Consider the following 17,363-nt stretch of genomic DNA (forward strand, 5'->3'; position numbering starts at 1 on the left):
CGGCGTCGGTCGGGTCACCACCGTCCGCGGTGCACGACCTCCTCGAAGGGGCGTCGGTTCAGCCGCTCGATGACGGCCAACGGCTTGTCCGCCGGGTAACCGACGGAGAGGACGTAGGCCAGGAACCGCCCGTCGGGGAAGCCCAGAACGGCCCTGGCCTGGTCCTGGTCGGCCACCGCAGCATGGCCGGTGCCGATGCCCAGGTCGGCCGCGGCCACGGTCATCGCATACGTGGCCTGGCCGAGGTCGTACTGGAGAAGGGACGACTGTCGGTCGTCCTGCGGCTCTGGGGCGACGATCGCGATCGCGGCCGCCGCCCCGGCGACATGCCGGGCGCCCTGCCACACCTTCGCCAGCTCGACCAGCTGCGCCCTGTCCGTGACGAGCACGAAGTCCCACGGCTGCCAGTTGCCCGCCGACGGGGCACGTCGCCCTGCCTCGAGAACCCGGTCGAGCGCCTCGTCAGGGACTGGCCGGTCCGTGAACTGCCGAACGTTCCGCCGCGATCGCATGGCGTCCCAAGTCTCCACGGGGTAATCCTGCGCCTCCGGTGCCATGGGTGGCCACCACCTGCCGAACCGGCCACCCGGCCTGCGCGATCGTGTCAGTCGGCCGGCGCCCAGTCCAGGGTGGGGGCGAGGACGCCTTCAAGGGTGAGCAGCCACTCCTTGATCGCCAGGCCACCGGTGAACCCGCCCAGGCCGTTGCTGGCCACCACCCGGTGGCAGGGCACGACGAGCGGGACCGGGTTGGAGCCCATGATCGTGCCGACCGTGCGTGGCACCATCGCCGGCTCCGGGTCGTCCTCGAACGCCCCGCTGAGCCGGGCCAGCTCGCCATAGGTGACCGTGTGCCCGTAGCCGACGCGGTCGTGCAGGGTCCGCAGCACCACCTGCTGCGGCCCGGAGGTGTGGCGCCAGTCGACCGGCAGGTCCAGGGAGCGCACGCGGCCGGCGAAGTAGTCGGCCAGGGCGACGCAGACGCGGCGCACCCGGGGGTCGTCGACCGAGGACGGGTCCGCCGTCACCGCACGGTCGCGCCCGCCGAAGAAGGACACCCGTGCGACGCCCACGTCGGTCACGGTGACGTCGACCGGGCCACAGGGCAGCGGTGTGGCCACGGTGAACTGGACCGTCGAGGTCTGCACGCCCCCAGCATCCCCTCCACCGGGGACACGTGCCGCACCACCCCGGTATGCCCCGTCGCGCGGGCCCGGGCCGTCGTGCCCGAGCCGGCCACGCGGCATACCCGGCGTGTGGCGGGCGAGGCACTGCAAGGATGGGCGCATGAGCGAGCACAAGCCGATCGACTGCTGGCTGACCGACATGGACGGCGTGCTCGTCCACGAGGAGCGGGCCATCCCCGGCGCCGCGGACTTCGTCACCAAGCTGATCGAGTCCGGCCGGCGCTTCCTCGTGCTGACCAACAACTCGATCTTCACCCCGCGCGACCTGCGGGCCCGTTTGCTGGCCAGCGGCATCGACCTGCCCGAGTCGGCCATCTGGACCTCGGCGCTGGCGACGGCGCAGTTCCTCGACAACCAGCGCTCCGGCGGCTCGGCCTACGTCATCGGCGAGGCAGGCCTGACGACCGCCCTGCACGAGGTCGGCTACGTCCTCACCGAGCGCGACCCCGACTACGTCGTCCTCGGCGAGACGCGCACCTACTCCTTCGAGGCGATCACCAAGGCGATCCGCCTCATCGAGAAGGGCGCCCGCTTCATCGCCACCAACCCCGACCCGAGCGGGCCGTCCCCCGAGGGCCCGCTGCCGGCCACCGGGTCGGTCGCCGCGCTGATCACCCGCGCCACGGGCGTCGAGCCGTACTTCATCGGCAAGCCCAACCCGCTGATGATGCGCAGTGCGCTCAACCGGATCGACGCCCACTCCGAGACGACGGTCATGGTCGGCGACCGCATGGACACCGACGTGATCAGCGGCCTGGAGGCCGGGCTGCGCACCCTCCTGGTGCTCACCGGCTCCACGCGCGCCGAGCAGGTCGAGCGCTTCCCCTACCGCCCTACGCGGGTCGTGGACTCCGTCGCCGACCTCGTCCCGCTCATCGACGAGCTCGCCCCGCCGCCCGCCTGAGCGACGGGACACCACCCCGGTATGCCGGGTGGCCGGCCCGGCGGTCCGGCCACCCTGTGTCAGTCGTCCCGGCCGGCCGGCGCGCTGGCGTCGACGGCGAAGTAGCTCGGCGGCCGGAAGCCGCGCGCCTCGAACGCCTCGACCACCGCCTCGCCGATCTCGTCCTCGTCGCCCCACGGCACGAGGGCGATCGCCGAGCCGCCGAAGCCGCCGCCGGTCATGCGGGCACCGAGGGCGCCGTGGGCCCGGGCGGTCTCGACGACCAGGTCCAGCTCGGGGCAGGAGATCTCGAAGTCGTCGCGCATCGAGGCGTGCGAGGCGTCGAACAGCGGGCCGAGCTCGCGGACCTTCCAGCGGCGCAGGGCGTCGGCCACCTGCTCCACGCGGGCGATCTCGGTGACGACGTGCCGGGCGCGGGCCCGCACGAGCGGGTCCGCGATGGCGGCCAGGGTCTCCTCGAGCCCGTCGGCGGGCACCTCGCGCAGCGTGGCCACCCCCAGCTCCTTGGCCGCCTGCTCGCAGCTGGCCCGGCGCTCGGCGTACTGGCCGTCCACGAGCGAGTGCTCGGCCCGGGTGTCGACGACGAGCAGCGCGAGCCCGCGGGCCTCCGGCTCGAACGGCACGTGCTCCACCGACCCGTCACGGCAGTCCAGCAGCAGCGCGTGTCCGGGGCGGCAGCGCATCGCGGCCGACTGGTCCATGCCGCCGGTGGGTGCCTGGGCGATGGTGTTCTCGGCGTTGACGCAGACCGCGGCCAGCGCGGAGCGGCCGCCGTCGTCGCCGGTCAGGTCCAGCTCGTAGAGGTCGGAGACCGCCGAGGCCACCGCGCACTCCAGGGCGGCGGAGCTGGACAGCCCGGCGCCCACCGGCACGTCGCTGTCGACCACCAGGTCCAGGCCGCCGACCCGGTGCCCGACCACCTCCAGGGCCCACAGGACGCCCGCCACGTAGGAGGCCCACCCACCCGGGTGGCCGGGGCGGACGTCGCCGAGCTGGACCTCCACCGGCCCGTCCGCCTGGCTCGACCACAGCCGCAGGCGCCGGTCGAGGCGGCGGCGAGCCGCGACATACGTGCGTTGCGGCAGGGCGATCGGCAGGCACAGGCCGGCGTTGTAGTCGGTGTGCTCGCCGATGAGGTTGACCCGGCCGGGTGCGGACCAGACGCCGTCCGGGGTCAACCCCCACTGCCGGGTGAAGGCTGCTGCGACCCGCGAGCGCGGGCTCACGAGGCCACCTCTCGCAGCCGGTCGGCGATCGCCTCGGGGGTGGTGTCGTTGATGAAGGCGTCCATGCCGCTCTCGGACCCGGCGAGGTACTTCAGCTTGCCGGGCGCCCGCAGCACGGAGGTGACCTGCAGGTGCAGGCGGGTCAGGTCACGGGTGCCGCGCACCGGCGCCTGGTGCCAGCCGGCGATGTAGGGAAGCCGCACCGGGCGGCCGTCGCCGTCCTCGTGGAAGCGGTCGAGCCGGCGCAGCAGCTCCAGGTAGACGTGGGCCAGCTCGTCCTTCTCGGCCGGGTCCAGGGCGGCCAGGTCGGGCACGGACCGGTGCGGGGTGAGGTGCACCTCGACGGGCCAGCGGGCGGCCGCGGGGACGTAGGCGGTCCAGTGCTCGCCCGCGATGACGACGCGGCGCCCGGAGTCCTGCTCGGCGGCCAGGACGTCGCCGATCAGGTCGCCGCCGGTGCGCTGGCGGTGCTCCCGGGCCAGCTGGAGCAGCCGGGTGGTGCGGGGGGTGACGAAGGGGTAGGCGTAGATCTGGCCGTGCGGGTGGCCAAGGGTCACCCCGATCTCCTTGCCGCGGTTCTCGAACACGAAGACCTGCTCGACCCCCGGCGCGGCGCCGAGCTCGGCCGTGCGGTCGGCCCACGCCTCGACGACGGTGCGGGCCCGCTCGGGGCTCAGCTCGGCGAAGGTGCCGTCGTGCCGGCTGGTGAAGCAGACCACCTCGCACCGGCCGTCGGCGGGCGCGACCGGCCACAGCGGGTTGCCGTCGACGAAGCCGCGTGCGGCGTCGGGGTCCGGGTGCTGGCTGAAGGAGGGGAAGCGGTTCTCGAACACGACGACGTCGTAGTCCGACGCCGGCACCTCCGAGGGCACCGTGCCCTGCCCGGTGGGGCACAGCGGGCACTCGTCGGCCGGAGGCAGGAACGTGCGGTCCATGCGATGGGCGGCGATGGCGACCCAGCTGCCGGTCAGCGGGTCGTAGCGGCGCTCACCACCGGTTGCGGCCGGTCCCAGGGGACGCTTGTCCGGGGTGACCCGGGTGGCGTCGCCGGAGACGAACGGCTCGCTGTCGTCGAAGTAGAACAGCTCGCGGCCGTCCGCCAGGGTGTCCTTGGTGCGGCGCACCTCGGGGTGGGTCACGCAGGTCCTCCGTGCTCGTGGGTGGTCGGCTCGTGGGCGGTCTCGTCGTCGGCGATGACCAGGGCGCCGACGACCGCCGACAGGCCCTCGCGGGCCGTCGGCGACAGGCCGGCGTCGCTGACCAGGACGTCGACGTCGGCGAGCTCGGCGATCGTGGAGAGGCCGACGACCCCCCACTTGGTGTGGTCGGCCACGACCATCACCCGTCGGGCCGCACCGACCAGGGCGCGGTCGGTCTCGCCCTCGACGAGGTTGGGGGTGGTCAGGCCGGCGCGCTCGGTCATGCCGTGGATGCCCAGGATGAGGGTGTCGACGTGGAGCGTGCGCAGCGCGGCCACGGCGACCGGGCCGACCAGGGCGTTGGACGGCGTCCGGATGCCGCCGACGAGGATGACCGTGCGGTCGGGACGGCTCGGGTCGTGCATAAGGTCGGCCACCGGTGGGGAGTTGGTCACCACCGTCAGGTCGGCGACGGGCAGCAGCTCCTGGGCCACGGCGAGGGTCGTGGTGCCCGCCGACATCGCCACCGTCTCCCCGGGGGAGATCAGCCGGGCGGCGGCGCGGGCGATCGCCTGCTTCTGCTGCTGGGCCAGGGCGGACTTGGCGGCGAAGCCGGGCTCCTCGCTGCTGCGGCCGCCGACCGCCGCCGCGCCGCCGTGGACCCGCTCGACCAGGCCGCGCGCCGACAGCTGCTCGATGTCCCGCCGGACCGTCATGTCCGAGACCTCGAGCAGGTCCACGAGGTCGCTGATCCGGACCCCGCCGTGCGCGCGGACCTCCTCCAGGATGCGGTCCTGCCGCTGGTGTGCCAGCACTCAGCTGCCCTCCTTGATGACGGCGACGCCCCCGGCGGCCAGCTCCAGCCGCCCGTCGGCGTGGGTGGCGCTCACGAGGTCGTGGCCGGTGACCGGCACCGACACCGGGTCGTCGCCGTGGTTGATGAGGAAAAGGTATGACGCGCCGTCGCCGACACGTCGGACCTGCTCCACGCCCGGGGGAGCCGGGACCGGTGCCTGCACGCCGGCGTCGGTCAGCACCTGCGCGACCAGGTCGTCCAGGTCCTCCGGGCCCAGCCGGGTCGCGAGGTACCACGCGGCCCCTCGCCCGACCGCGTGCCGCGTGATCGCGGGCACCCCGGCGAGGTCGCCGGCGGTGTGGCAGGCGCGGGGCTCGGCCCCCTCCAGCCGCAGTTGCTCGGCCCACACCGACCCGGTGAAGCCGTTGTCCAGCGTGCTCGCCTCCCCGGGCATCAGCGGCCACAGCTCGTCGGACCGTATGCCGAGCAGCGGGCGGAGCGCGCCGGGGTAGCCCCCGAGCCGGACGTGGTCGTTCTCGTCCACGATCCCGGAGTAGAAGGTCACCAGCACCCGGGCCCCTGCCTCCACGGCCCGCTGCAACGGACCGGTCCACTCCTCGCGCCACAGGTAGACCGTGGGCACCACGATGAGCTGGTAGCAGCTCAGGTCGGCGCCGGGGTGGACCACGTCGGCCGCGACCCCGCGGTGGAGCAGCGCGGCGTGCACGGCGTGGGCGTCCTCGCCGTAGCGCACCAGCTCGCTGGGGTGGGAGGGCTGGTCGGTGGCCCAGCCGGACTCGTAGTCCCACAGCACCGCGGCCCGGGCCTCGACCCGGCTCCCGGCGACCTCGCCGAGGCGGCCGAGGACGTCCCCGAGGTGCACGACGTCGCGCCAGAGCCTGCTGTCGGTGCCGGCGTGCGGCACCAGACCCGAGTGGTACTTCTCGGTGCCGGCCCTCGAGGCCCGCCACTGGAAGAAGCCGATGCCGTCGGCGCCGTGGGCGACGTGCTCCACGGCGTTGCGCAGCAGCTGCCCGCGGGGCTTGGCGGGGTTCACCGGCTGCCAGTTGACCGCCGCGGTGGCATGCTCCATGAGCAGCCACGGCCGCCCGTCGGCCAGGCCGCGGGTCAGGTCGCCGCTGAAGGACAGCTCGGCCTCTGCCGCCGGCTGGGTCGCGACCAGGTAGTGGTCGGTGCTGACCACGTCCTGGTGGCGCGCCCACCGCGTGTAGTCCAGGTGCCGGAAGTGGCTCAGGGTCATGAAGTTCGTGGTCACCGGCACGTGCGGGGTGATCTCGCGCAGCACCTGCTTCTCGGCGAGGAACTGCTCCAGCAGGGCGTCGGAGCTGAACCGCGCGTAGTCGAGCACCTGGGTGGGGTTGCTCGGGGTCGGCGCCAGCCGCGGTGGGAGCACCTGCTCGAAGCCGGTGTAGCGCTGGCTCCAGAAGGCGGTGCCCCACGCGTCGTTGAGCGTGGGGACGTCGTGGTAGCGCTGCTCCAGCCACTGCCGGAACGCGGCCGCGCAGGTGTCGCAGTAGCAGGGGACGTTGTGGCAGCCGTACTCGTTGGAGACGTGCCACAGGGCGAGGGCCTCGTGGCTGCCGTAGCGCTCGGCCATCGCCGCGGTCAGGGCGGTGGCGCGGTCACGGAACACCGTGGAGCTGGGGCACCACGCCTGGCGGCCTCCGGGCCACAGGCGTCGCCCCTCGCGGTCGACCGGGAGCGTCTCGGGGTGCATGGCCGACAGCCAGGGCGGCGGCGAGGCCGTGGCGGTCGCCATGTCGATCGCGATCCCGGCACCGGCCAGGAGGTCGACCACCTCGTCCAGCCAGCCGAAGTCGTGGCGCCCCGGCTCCGGCTCGAGCAGGGACCACGAGAACACCCCGAGGGTGACGAAGGTCAGGCCGGCCTCCTGCATGAGGCGGACGTCCTCACGCCACACCTCCCGCGGCCACTGCTCGGGGTTGTAGTCACAGCCCAGGCCCAGGCGCGCGGTCCCGCCACGCAGGGCGGACCAGTCGGTCGGTGCCGTCGTCGTCCTCACCTCATCGATCACTTGATGGACCCCGCGGACAGTCCCGACTGCCAGAACCGCTGCAGCGACAGGAACACGATGATCAGCGGGACCACCGAGACCAGGGACCCGACGATGACCAGGGTCTCCAGTGCAGGGTCGCGGGAGACCTGCGTCTGCCAGGAGTAGAGCCCGAACGTCAACGGGTAGAGCTGCTGGTCGGAGAGCATCACGCGGGGGAGCAGGAAGTTGTTCCAGATCGCCACGAACTGGAACAGGAAGATCGTCACCATGGCCGGCGCCATGAGGCGGCTGGCGATGGTGAAGAAGATCCGCAGCTCCCCGGCGCCGTCGATCCGTGCGGCCTCGACGACCTCGTCCGGCACGCTGGCGGCCGCGAAGATCCGCGACAGGTAGACCCCGAACGGGCTCACGATGCTGGGCAGGAAGACCGACCAGAAGGTGTTCGTCTGGTGGACCTGGGCGAAGAGCAGGAACAGCGGCAGCGCCAGCGCCGTCGCCGGGACGAGCACCCCGCCGAGGATCACCGAGAAGAGCGCCTCGCGGCCGCGGAACGTGTACTTCGCGAGGCCGTAGCCGGCCATGGTGGCAAGGAGGGTGCCCACCGCGGCGCCGAACCCGGCATACAGCAGGGAGTTCAGGGCCCACCTCAGGAAGACCCCTCCGTCGCGGGAGAAGAGGTGCTTGAGGTTGTCGATGAAGGCGAAGTGGGCGAACCAGAAGCCGTTGCTGCTGACCAGGTCGCCCTGGGTCTTGGTGGAGTTGACGACCAGCCAGTAGACCGGGAGCAGGAAGTAGACGGCGAGGCCGACGAGGAAGACCACCGCCACCGCGACGCTGACGCGGCTGACCTCGCGGGGGCCACGTCCGCTGTTCGGGTTGGTCGTGGCCCGGGCGGTGCGCTCGATCGTGGGCGCGCTCATGCCGCGGCCCTCCTCTGGGTCAGGCGAAGGAAGCCGAAGGACAGGACGAAGGTGGCGAGCGCCAGCATGACCGACAGGGCGGCCGAGAACGGGTAGTTGTTGGCCGCGGCCACGGCGTACGCCTGCATGTTGGGGGTGTAGCCGCTCGTGACGTTGGTCGAGATGGCCTGGAAGACCACGGGCTCGGTGAACAGCTGCAGGGTGCCGATGATCGAGAAGACCGCCGTCAGCACCAGCGCCGGGCGCACCAGCGGGATCTTGATGCTCCAAGCCGTGCGCAGCGCTCCGGCGCCGTCGACCCGGGCGGCCTCGTAGACCTCCTGGGGCAGGGCCTGCAGGGCCGAGAAGATGATGAGCATGTTGTAGCCGGTGTAGGTCCAGGTCACCACGTTGGCGATCGACCACAGGATCAGGTTCGAGCCGAGGAAGTCCGGGGCCGTGCCGACCTTGTTCAGCAGGTCCACGATCGGCGACAGCTGCGGGCTGTAGAGGAAGGCCCACATCAGGGCCGCGATGACGCCCGGGATGCCGTAGGGCACGAAGAACGCGATCCGGAAGAACCGGCGCAGCCGGGCGACGGCCGAGTCGAGGACCAGGGCGATGAGCAGGGCCAGCAGCAGCATCACCGGGACCTGCACGATGCCGAACACCAGCACCCGCAGGACGCCCTGGCGGAACGTGTCGTCGCTGAGCACGTTGGCGTACTGCTGCAGGCCGGCGAACACCTGGTGGGACTCCCCGAAGAGGCCGCCGGTGCGCTCGGTCTTGAAGAGGCTCTGCCAGATCGCGTACCCGATCGGCACCACGTAGAAGAGGATGAAGGGGATCGTGAAGGGCAGGACGAAGGCGACCCAGGCCCGGTTGCGCCGCCGGGGGCGCGCGGTGGTCGACTGCGGTCCAGCCGGGGCCGGCGGTGCCGGCGGGGCTGCGGCGTTCGTGGCGGTCATGGTTGCTCCATGGGTCGCGGTGCGGGACCAGCGGCGCGGGGGTGGCGCACCACCCCCGCGCCGGTCAGGTCATCCGACCGAGATGCCCTGCGACTTCAGGGAGGACACGGTCTGCGTCTGGGCCGACTTCAACGCCTCGCCCAGGGTGCCCTGGCCGTTGAGGGCCTTGGTGAACCCGTCGCTGAGGAACCGGTTGGTGTCGGTCATCACCGGGCCCCACTGGAAGTTGGTGTCGACCTGCCCGGAGGCCTGCTTGAACACGTCGAACACCTTCTGCCCACCGTAGAAGGGCACGCCCTGCGTCAGGGCCGGCAGGTTCGCACCGGCCTTGGCTGCGGGGTAGAGGCCACCCTGGGAGTTCTCGAGCGCGAGCGCCTCCGGGTTGGTGTTCAGCCACAGGGCGAACTTGGCCGCCTCCGCGGGGTGCTTGCTCTGGCTGAAGACCGCGGACGTCGAGCCGCCCCAGTTGCCGGCCGCGTTGCCGCCGGCCTGCCACTGCGGCATGGGAGCCACGGCCCACTTGCCGGCGGTGTCCTTGGCGTTGTCCCGGATGGTGGAGTAGCCCCACGCCGCCGAGACCCAGGTCGCGACCTTGCCGGTGTCCCAGGCCTTGTACAGGTCGGGGGAGAAGCCCTGCAGGTTCGTGGCGACGAGCTTGTTGTCGATCAGCTTCTGCCAGTAGTCGGCCACCTTGGTGGAGTCGGCGCCGTCGAGGGAGACCTTCACCGTGCTGCCGGAGATGTCGAAGATCTTCGAGCCGGACTGCCACAGCAGGCCGTCGAACCAGTTGGCGTCCTGCTGGGGGAAGTGGGTGATGTAGACGCCCTTGGCCTTGAGGACCTGCGCGTCCTTGGCGTACTCGTCCCACGTGGCCGGCGGCTTCAGGCCGGCCTTGTCGAAGATGTCCTTGCGGTAGAACAGCGCCATCGGGCCGATGTCCTGGGGGATGGCGTAGACGCCGGGGCCGCCCATCTGGACCTGCGACCAGGTCCAGTCGGGGAACTGCGCCTTGGCGTCGGTGACGCCGGCGCACCCGCTGATGTCCTTCAGGCCCTTCTGCAGCCGGAAGCTCGCGAGGGAGTCGTACTCCACCTGCCCGAGGTCGGGCGCGGTGTTGGCCTTGAGGGCGTTGAACATGTTCTGGTACGTGCCGGCGTTGCCCGCCGGGGTCTCCTTGACCTGCACCTGGATGTTGGGGTTGGCCGCGTTCCACTTGGCGACGACCTGCTGCATGCCGGGCACCCAGGTCCAGAACTGCAGCGTCACCTTGCCGGAGCTGGGCTTGCAGCTGGCCGTGGCGGCGGAGCTGTCGCCGCCCGATCCCGAGCTCGACGCCGAGCTGGAGCTCGAGCAGGCGGCGGTGGCGGCGAGCGGCAGGGCCAGCAGCAGCGCCAGCGCGCGCCGGCGACCTCGACCCGGACGATCCGTGGACATCATGGGCACCTCATGCAGGAGACGGACGCCGGGGGGCCGGCGTGGGCGCCGATCTGGCGCGCTATGTCGAGCATCTTGGAAGCGCCCTTAACAAAAGTCAACAGATTCTTTCATCTAAAGTTTACATATCTGAACTAATACTACCAATCAGTGGCCTCCGCCCCTGGCCGCTCCCGGGTCCGGGGGAGCCGTCCGGCGGCCGCGACCGCCTGCCACACTGACGCCCATGCGCCCACCCCGAGCGTCCCGCCGCAGCCTCCGGACCCGCCCCCGCAGCGCGAGCGTGGCGCGATGAGTGACCACGTGGGGAGCCCGGACCTGCACGTCCTGCGCGCGGCCGGCACCGCCCTGGTGCTCCTGTCGTCCGACGCCGGTATGCCGTGCCTCCTCCACTGGGGGGCGGACCTGCCGGAGGAGGCCCTGTCCCAGCTGCCGCTCGTGGCGACCGGGCCCGTCCCGTTCAGTGCCCTCGACGAGCCGTGGTCGCTGACCACGCTGCCGTCCCCGGCCGACGGCTGGCTGGGGACGCCGGCGCTCGCGGCCCACCGCGCCGGCGGGGGCGCCGCCCCGCGGTGGTCGGCCGCGGTCACGCAGGCCCCCGGCGAGCTCACCGTCGAGGGCGTCGACACCGCCTCCGGCCTGCACGTGAGCACGCGCTACCGACTCGACGAGCACGGCGTCCTGCGGGTGTCCTCGGCGGTGACCAACACGGCGGTGACCAACACGGCGGTGACCAACACGGCGGTGACCAACACGGCGGTGACCAACATGGCGGACCCCGACATGGCGGACCCCGACAGCGCCGACCCCGACAGCGCGGAGTCCGCCACCGTCCTGGACGTCGGTGCCCTGCGGGTCCTGCTGCCGCTGCCGTCCCGGGCCGGCGAGGTGCTCGACCTGACCGGCCGCTGGTGCCGGGAGCGCTCGCCGCAGCGGGCGGCGCTGGCCGACGGCACGCACCTGCGGGCGAGCCGCCGCGGCCGCACCGGCCACGACGCGACCCTGCTGCTCACGGTCGGCACACCCGGCTTCGGCTTCCGCCACGGCGAGGTCTGGGCCGCCCACGTCGCCTGGAGCGGCAACCATGAGCACCTCGTCGAACGGCTGCCCGAGGGCGCCGGCATGCACCGGGCGGTGCTCGGCGGCGGGGAGCTGCTCGAGCCCGGCGAGGTGCGCCTGGCCCCGGGGGAGACCTACCGCAGCCCCGACGTGGTCTTCGTGCACTCCCGCGACGGCCTCGACGGGCTCAGCCGGCGGCTGCACCGCAGCCAGCGCGCGCAGCCGGCCCACCGGCATACCGCTCGTCCGCTCGTCCTGAACACGTGGGAGGCGGTCTACTTCAAGACCGACCTGGACCACCTGCGGGAGCTGGCCGACACCGCGGCCGCGATCGGGGTCGAGCGGTTCGTTCTCGACGACGGGTGGTTCGGGGGGCGGCGCCACGACCGGGCCGGCCTGGGCGACTGGTGGGTCTCGCCGGAGGTCTGGCCTGACGGGCTGGGGCCGCTGGCGGAGCACGTGCACGGACTGGGCATGGAGTTCGGGCTGTGGTTCGAGCCGGAGATGGTCAACGCCGACTCCGACCTCGTGCGCGAGCACCCCGACTGGGTGCTCGGCCCGCGCGCGGGGCACCCGCGGGAGTGGCGCCACCAGCAGGCGCTCGACCTGGCCAACCCCGAGGCCGCCCGGCAGGTCATGGAGCGGATCAGTGCCCTCGTGGTCGAGGTGGGCATCGACTTCATCAAGTGGGACCACAACCGCGACCTGATGGAAGCGGTGCGCAGCCCCGGACGTTCCGGCATCGGCGACCGCGCGGCCGTGCACGTCCAGACCACGGCGTTCTACGCCGTGCTGGAAGAGCTGCGCCGCCGCCACCCGGCGCTGGAGATCGAGTCGTGCGCCAGCGGCGGCGCCCGGGTGGACCTCGGCGTCCTGGACCGGACCGACCGGGTGTGGACCAGCGACTGCAACGACGCCCTCGAACGGGCGCGGATCCAGCGCTGGACCGGGCTCCTCGTGCCGCCGGAGCGGATGGGCAGCCACATCGGCCCCGAGCAGGCCCACACGACCCACCGCAGCCTGGACCTGTCGTTCCGCGCCCTGGTCGCCCTGCAGGGCCATGCCGGCCTGGAGTGGGACATCACGACCTGCGACGAGACCGAGCGGCGGGCGCTGACGCAGTGGGCCGCGCTCTACCGCGAGCTGCGTCCCCTCGTGCACGGCGGCGACCTCGTCCGGGCCGACCTGCCCGACGACGCACTGATGGTGCAGGGCAGTGTCGCCGCCGACCGCGGCGAGGCGGCGTTCTGGGTGATGAGCCTGCAGACCTCGGCCGCGGCGACCCCCGGGCTGGTGCCGCTGCCCGGCCTGGACCCCGACCGCGCATACCGGGTGCGTGTGCGCACCGAGGTGGGCGACCCGGCCATGGTGCAGGCTGCCGCTCCGGGATGGTGGGCGGCGGCCACCTCAGGGGGAGTGGAGGTCAGCGGCGCGCTGTTGACGGAGGTCGGCCTGCCGATGCCCGTGCTCGCCCCGGCCCAGGGACTCCTGCTCCACCTGACCTGACACAATGGCCCGCATGCCCGCGCCCGACGCCGCCCCCTCGCGCCTGCCCCGCATCCTGTCCGGCATGCAGCCCACGCACGACTCGCTGCACCTGGGCAACTACCTCGGGGCGCTGGTGCAGTGGGTCCGGCTGCAGGACACCCACGACGCGTTCTACTGCGTCGTGGACCTGCACGCGATCACCGTCGAGGTCGAGCCGGAGAAGCTGCGCGAGCGCACCCGGCGCACCGCGGCGCAGTACCTCGCCGGCGGGGTGGACCCGAGCCGCTCGACGGTCTTCGTCCAGAGCCACCTGTCCGAGCACGCCGAGCTGGCCTGGGTGCTCTCGTGCATGACCGGCTTCGGCGAGGCCAGCCGGATGACGCAGTTCAAGGACAAGTCCGGCAAGCAGGGCACCGAAGGCACGACGGTGGGGCTGTTCACCTACCCGATCCTCATGGCCGCCGACATCCTGCTCTATGCGGCCGACCAGGTCCCGGTCGGCGAGGACCAGCGCCAGCACCTCGAGCTGACCCGTGACCTGGCCCAGCGGTTCAACCGCCGCTACGGCCAGACCTTCACCGTGCCCGAGCCGCACATCGTCAAGGCCACGGCCAAGATCCAGGACCTGCAGGACCCGACCTCCAAGATGAGCAAGTCCTCGGCCAGCCAGGCCGGCGTCATCGACATGCTCGAGGACCCCAAGGTCATCGCCAAGCGGATCCGATCGGCCGTGACCGACACCGGCCGCGAGGTCCGCTTCGACGAGGAGGCCAAGCCGGGCGTCTCCAACCTGCTGCGGATCCACTCGGCCCTGTCCGGGCGCAGCATCAGCGAGCTCGAGGCCGACTTCGAGGGCAAGGGCTACGGCGACCTGAAGAAGGAGGTCGCCGACGTCGTGGTCGACGTGGCGGCACCGTTCCGCGAGCGCACCCTGGAGATCCTCGACGACACCGCCGAGCTCGACCGGATCCTGGCCGAGGGTGCCGAGCGCGCCCGTGACGTCGCCCGGAGCACCTTGGCGACCGTCTACGACCGGGTCGGCTTCCTGCCCACGAAGCGCTGAGGCTTCCCGTGCCCACCATCGGTGTCTCGATCGCCATCCCCGCCCCCTACGGCGAGGAGCTGCAGCGGCTTCGAGCATCGTTCGGTGACCCGTTGGCGGACTCGATCCCCACGCACGTGACGCTGCTGCCGCCGACCGAGGTCGAGGCGGGCGAGCTCGACGTCATCGAGGAGCACCTGGCCAAGGTGGCGGTCCTGCGCGACCCGTTCACGATGATGCTGCGGGGCACGGGCACCTTCCGGCCGGTCTCGCCGGTGGTGTTCGTCCAGGTCGCCGAGGGCATCGCCGAGTGCGAGCAGCTCGAGCGCGCCGTGCGCAGCGGCCCGCTGCACCGGGAGCTGCAGTTCAACTACCACCCGCACGTCACCGTGGCCCACCACGTCGATGACGCTGCGATGGACCGCGCCTTCGCGGATCTCGCGGACTTCCACTGCACGTTCACCGTCGAGGGCTTCCACCTCTACGAGCACGGGGAGGACCTCGTGTGGCGACCGGTGCGCACCTTCGGATTTGATGGGCAGGTGGAGCACGTCGACGACGGGGGTATGCCGTGAAGCAGCTACTGGTGAGGGCCAAGGCCACGCGGGGGTGGAAGGCCTGGCAGCGCTACAGCAACGCGCGGGGCAACATCCTCGCCGGCGGGGTCGGCTACTTCGCGTTCCTGTCGGTCTTCCCGGCCCTCGCCCTGGCGTTCACCATCTTCGGGGCGGTCCTGCGGGGTCGCCCTGACCTTCTCGACCACGTGACCTCGACGCTGAGCACCATGCTGCCGGGCTTCATCCAGGACGCCCAGCACCCCGACCGGCCGATCTCGGTCACGCCACCGGGCACGGGCGCCCTGACCATCACCGGCGTGATCGCCTTCGTCACCCTCCTGCTGGCCGGCCTGGGCTGGCTGGGCGCCCTGCGCGAGGGCATCCGGGCGGTCTTCGGCGTCACCGGCGGTGTCGGCAACGCGGTCACGAGCAAGCTGCGCGACCTCGGCGTGCTGGCGACCCTGGGGCTGGCCGTCTTCCTCACCGCAGTGCTCACCGCGGTCGTCGGCGCGGCCGCGACCTGGGTCGCCGGGCACCTCGGCCTCGGCAACGCCGGGTGGGTGGTCACCTCGGCCGGGCTGGTCGTCAGCGCGGCGATCGACGCGCTGCTGATGCTGCTGCTCTTCCGCGTCCTGGCGGACATCGACGTGGACTGGCGCCGGCTGCGGAACGGCGCCCTCGTCGGCGGCGTCGCCTTCACGCTGATGAAGTACTTCGGGGCGTTCCTCTTCGCCCGCGCCGCGCACAACCCGATCTACGGCTCGATCGCGATCGTCGTCGGCATGCTGTTCTGGCTGAACCTCATCGCCCGGGTCATCCTCATCGCCGCGGCGTGGGCGGCCAACGACGTGGGCCCGCTGACACCGGCTGCCGAGCCGGTGGGGCCGCAGTCCGGCCCGCCGCCGCGTGACCCTTCGCTGCCGACGTTCGGCACCCGCGCGGCCGACCGCACCACGCTGGCCGCTGGCGCCGTGCTGGGGCTGACCGGGGCGGTGGCCCTGCGCGCGGCCGGGCGTGGCCTGCGCGGCGTGCGCGACCTCGTCCGGTCCTAGACCTCTGCGCCGACCGGGCGGTGGTGCGCCCCCCGGACAGAAGTGACGGCCCGGAGGGCAGGGGGTCCGACCGGGCCGTCACCGTCACTGGGCCGATGGCTCGTGCCACCGGACGTCCGAGGACGTGTGTCGAGTCTGCCGGGCCGGTCGGGCGCGGCGCCTCCGACGAAAGGACGAGATCCCGGCCCGTTCGGGGCCACCCCCTGCGTCAGAAGGACGAGGCGCTCAGCGCCGGTGCCTGCTGGCCCTGGTGGGCCGACCGGGCCGGCTGGACCCCGACCGGTCGGACCGCTGCGGATCGCGGTGTCGACTGGAGCGACTGGAGCGGCTCGACCGGCTGGCTCCGACAAGTCCACTGGGTCCACCGGGCTGGCTGCGACGGCGGAGCGAGCGCGCCCCCAGGGCACCCACGAGTCCCACGGCGCCGAGCAGGCCGACCGCCCCGGCCCACGGACGCACCGGCGGCGTGCCGATGACGGCCGCCCCGGGTGAGGCGGCCAGCATGGCCGCCGCCGCCGGTATGCCGCGCTGTTCCTGCCGGGGTGCCTTCTGCTCGAGCTCCCCGGGAGCCACCAGCCGACCCACCGGGGCGACCTGCGAGCCGTGGGCGAACGCCCAGTCGAGCAGCTTGGCCGTCACCCGCCAGCTGCCGTTCGTGCCGCCCATCTGGGTCACCAGGTAGGTGTGGCCGCCGCGCGTCGCCGCCCCGATGAAGGTCTGCTTGGCCGCGATCGTGTAGCCGTTCTTGATGCCGATCGCGCCGGGGTAGTTGTAGAGCAGCCGGTCGTGGCTCTGGATGTCGTACGCCGGCAGCCGCCGTCCGCGGGAGTCCTTGCCACCGGGGAACTTCACGTGCTTGGTCGCGACGTAGGCGCGGAACTCGGGCAGCTGCATCGCGGCGCGGCCGATGAGCGCGAGGTCGTAGGCGCTGCTGGTCTGCCCGGGCCCGTCCAGGCCGCTCGGGTCGACGGCGAAGGTGTCCAGCGCTCCGAGGTGCCGGGCGGTCGTGTTCATCTCGGCCACGGTCCGCGGGCGACCCCCGTTGGCCGAGGCGAGGGCGTACACCGCGTCGTTGGCCGACGCCATGAGCATGGCCTGGAAGAGGGATCCGGCCCGGTAGGCCGTGCCCGGCATGACGCCGACGCGGGTGCCGTCGGCGTTCGCGTCGTCCCTGGTCGCCATCACCATGGTCTCGGGGCGGACCTTGGGGATGAGCACGAGGGCGGCGAGCGTCTTCAGCGTGCTGGCGGGCAGGAACCGCGCGTGCGGAGCCTTCGCTGCGAGCACCTCACCGGTGGTCATGTCCGCCAGCAGCCACGACGCGTCGGGCATCGCAGGGGGCGCCGGGACGCCGGCGGGGCGGTTGACGATCACTCCGCGCCGGGCCAGGTCCGGACCCCCGACGGGCGCCGACGGCGGGGTGTTCGTCCCGCTGACGGTGATGGTGGGGGAGGGCGTGGGCGCAGCCGGGGCCGCGGCAGCGGACCCGACTGCGGAGACGCCGGACGCGCCCGTCGCGGCGAGCAGGATGCTCGCGGCGAGGGCGCGTCCGGTGCGGAACAGGGGTGACATCAA

General features: G+C 72.6%; 15 protein-coding genes. 5 read left to right on the top strand and 10 right to left on the bottom strand.

From position 1 onward, the window contains the following. Positions 1 to 14: 14 nt before the first annotated feature. Complete coding sequence (locus AC3ANM_RS15610) at positions 15 to 512, bottom strand: nitroreductase family protein (protein WP_488285334.1); 498 nt, start codon at positions 510 to 512, stop codon at positions 15 to 17. A 92-nt stretch (positions 513 to 604) separates the two neighbouring features. Then, positions 605 to 1,147 carry a methylated-DNA--[protein]-cysteine S-methyltransferase gene (locus tag AC3ANM_RS15615; RefSeq protein WP_488285335.1) on the bottom strand — a complete coding sequence of 181 codons (543 nt, stop codon included), beginning with the start codon at positions 1,145 to 1,147 and terminating at the stop codon, positions 605 to 607. 139 nt (positions 1,148 to 1,286) lie between these two features. On the opposite strand from AC3ANM_RS15615, the gene AC3ANM_RS15620 reads away from it, so the two are divergent. After that, on the top strand, positions 1,287 to 2,090 hold the full coding sequence (locus tag AC3ANM_RS15620) for an HAD-IIA family hydrolase (RefSeq protein WP_488285336.1): 804 nt from the start codon (positions 1,287 to 1,289) through the stop codon (positions 2,088 to 2,090). 59 nt (positions 2,091 to 2,149) lie between these two features. On the opposite strand, the gene galK is transcribed toward AC3ANM_RS15620, so the two are convergent. The 7 genes from galK to AC3ANM_RS15655 all read right to left on the bottom strand — a co-directional run bounded on the left by galK (position 2,150) and on the right by AC3ANM_RS15655 (position 10,590). Then, entirely contained in the window at positions 2,150 to 3,316 is a 1,167-nt protein-coding gene (galK, locus tag AC3ANM_RS15625) for a galactokinase (RefSeq protein WP_488285337.1), read from the bottom strand. Beyond that, on the bottom strand, positions 3,313 to 4,455 hold the full coding sequence (gene galT, locus AC3ANM_RS15630; RefSeq protein WP_488285338.1) for a galactose-1-phosphate uridylyltransferase: 1,143 nt from the start codon (positions 4,453 to 4,455) through the stop codon (positions 3,313 to 3,315). The genes galK and galT overlap by 4 nt, the downstream gene beginning before the upstream one ends. Then, positions 4,452 to 5,270, bottom strand: a complete 819-nt coding sequence (locus AC3ANM_RS15635) for a DeoR/GlpR family DNA-binding transcription regulator (RefSeq protein ID WP_488285339.1) — start codon at positions 5,268 to 5,270, stop codon at positions 4,452 to 4,454. The genes galT and AC3ANM_RS15635 overlap by 4 nt, the downstream gene beginning before the upstream one ends. After that, a complete protein-coding gene (locus AC3ANM_RS15640; RefSeq protein ID WP_488285340.1) occupies positions 5,271 to 7,307 on the bottom strand; it encodes a beta-galactosidase in 2,037 nt (678 codons plus the stop codon). Then, positions 7,304 to 8,209 carry a carbohydrate ABC transporter permease gene (locus AC3ANM_RS15645; protein WP_488285341.1) on the bottom strand — a complete coding sequence of 302 codons (906 nt, stop codon included), beginning with the start codon at positions 8,207 to 8,209 and terminating at the stop codon, positions 7,304 to 7,306. The genes AC3ANM_RS15640 and AC3ANM_RS15645 overlap by 4 nt, the downstream gene beginning before the upstream one ends. After that, positions 8,206 to 9,156 carry a carbohydrate ABC transporter permease gene (locus AC3ANM_RS15650; RefSeq protein ID WP_488285342.1) on the bottom strand — a complete coding sequence of 317 codons (951 nt, stop codon included), beginning with the start codon at positions 9,154 to 9,156 and terminating at the stop codon, positions 8,206 to 8,208. The genes AC3ANM_RS15645 and AC3ANM_RS15650 overlap by 4 nt, the downstream gene beginning before the upstream one ends. A 69-nt stretch (positions 9,157 to 9,225) precedes the next feature. Next, positions 9,226 to 10,590 (bottom strand): ABC transporter substrate-binding protein, encoded by a 1,365-nt coding sequence (locus AC3ANM_RS15655; protein WP_488285343.1) that lies wholly within the window; start codon positions 10,588 to 10,590, stop codon positions 9,226 to 9,228. 291 nt (positions 10,591 to 10,881) lie between these two features. On the opposite strand from AC3ANM_RS15655, the gene AC3ANM_RS15660 reads away from it, so the two are divergent. Genes AC3ANM_RS15660 through AC3ANM_RS15675 form a run of 4 tightly spaced genes read left to right on the top strand, consistent with a single transcriptional unit; the run spans position 10,882 to position 15,788 of the window. Beyond that, on the top strand, positions 10,882 to 13,155 hold the full coding sequence (locus AC3ANM_RS15660; protein ID WP_488285344.1) for an alpha-galactosidase: 2,274 nt from the start codon (positions 10,882 to 10,884) through the stop codon (positions 13,153 to 13,155). A gap of 13 nt (positions 13,156 to 13,168) precedes the next feature. Next, a complete protein-coding gene (trpS, locus tag AC3ANM_RS15665) occupies positions 13,169 to 14,200 on the top strand; it encodes a tryptophan--tRNA ligase (protein ID WP_488285345.1) in 1,032 nt (343 codons plus the stop codon). 8 nt (positions 14,201 to 14,208) lie between these two features. Next, entirely contained in the window at positions 14,209 to 14,754 is a 546-nt protein-coding gene (locus AC3ANM_RS15670) for a 2'-5' RNA ligase family protein (protein WP_488285346.1), read from the top strand. Between the two features lie 11 nt (positions 14,755 to 14,765). Beyond that, a complete protein-coding gene (locus tag AC3ANM_RS15675) occupies positions 14,766 to 15,788 on the top strand; it encodes a YihY/virulence factor BrkB family protein (RefSeq protein WP_488285347.1) in 1,023 nt (340 codons plus the stop codon). A 225-nt stretch (positions 15,789 to 16,013) separates the two neighbouring features. Here the strand turns inward: AC3ANM_RS15675 and AC3ANM_RS15680 are convergent, their stop codons facing one another. Next, positions 16,014 to 17,360, bottom strand: coding sequence for a D-alanyl-D-alanine carboxypeptidase family protein (locus tag AC3ANM_RS15680; RefSeq protein WP_488285348.1), 1,347 nt, complete (start codon positions 17,358 to 17,360; stop codon positions 16,014 to 16,016). Between the last annotated feature and the right edge of the window lie 3 nt (positions 17,361 to 17,363).

The organism is Oryzihumus sp. JJN4-3R (assembly GCF_057747915.1).

Bases quoted from the DNA above. Each gene is read 5' to 3' on its own strand.
- AC3ANM_RS15645 (WP_488285341.1), bottom strand. From the start codon at position 8,209: ATGAGCGCGCCCACGATCGAGCGCACCGCCCGGGCCACGACCAACCCG.
- AC3ANM_RS15650 (WP_488285342.1), bottom strand. From the start codon at position 9,156: ATGACCGCCACGAACGCCGCAGCCCCGCCGGCACCGCCGGCCCCGGCT.
- AC3ANM_RS15660 (WP_488285344.1), top strand. From the start codon at position 10,882: ATGAGTGACCACGTGGGGAGCCCGGACCTGCACGTCCTGCGCGCGGCC.
- AC3ANM_RS15610 (WP_488285334.1), bottom strand. From the start codon at position 512: ATGCGATCGCGGCGGAACGTTCGGCAGTTCACGGACCGGCCAGTCCCT.
- AC3ANM_RS15620 (WP_488285336.1), top strand. From the start codon at position 1,287: ATGAGCGAGCACAAGCCGATCGACTGCTGGCTGACCGACATGGACGGC.
- AC3ANM_RS15680 (WP_488285348.1), bottom strand. From the start codon at position 17,360: ATGTCACCCCTGTTCCGCACCGGACGCGCCCTCGCCGCGAGCATCCTG.
- AC3ANM_RS15655 (WP_488285343.1), bottom strand. From the start codon at position 10,590: ATGTCCACGGATCGTCCGGGTCGAGGTCGCCGGCGCGCGCTGGCGCTG.
- trpS (WP_488285345.1), top strand. From the start codon at position 13,169: ATGCCCGCGCCCGACGCCGCCCCCTCGCGCCTGCCCCGCATCCTGTCC.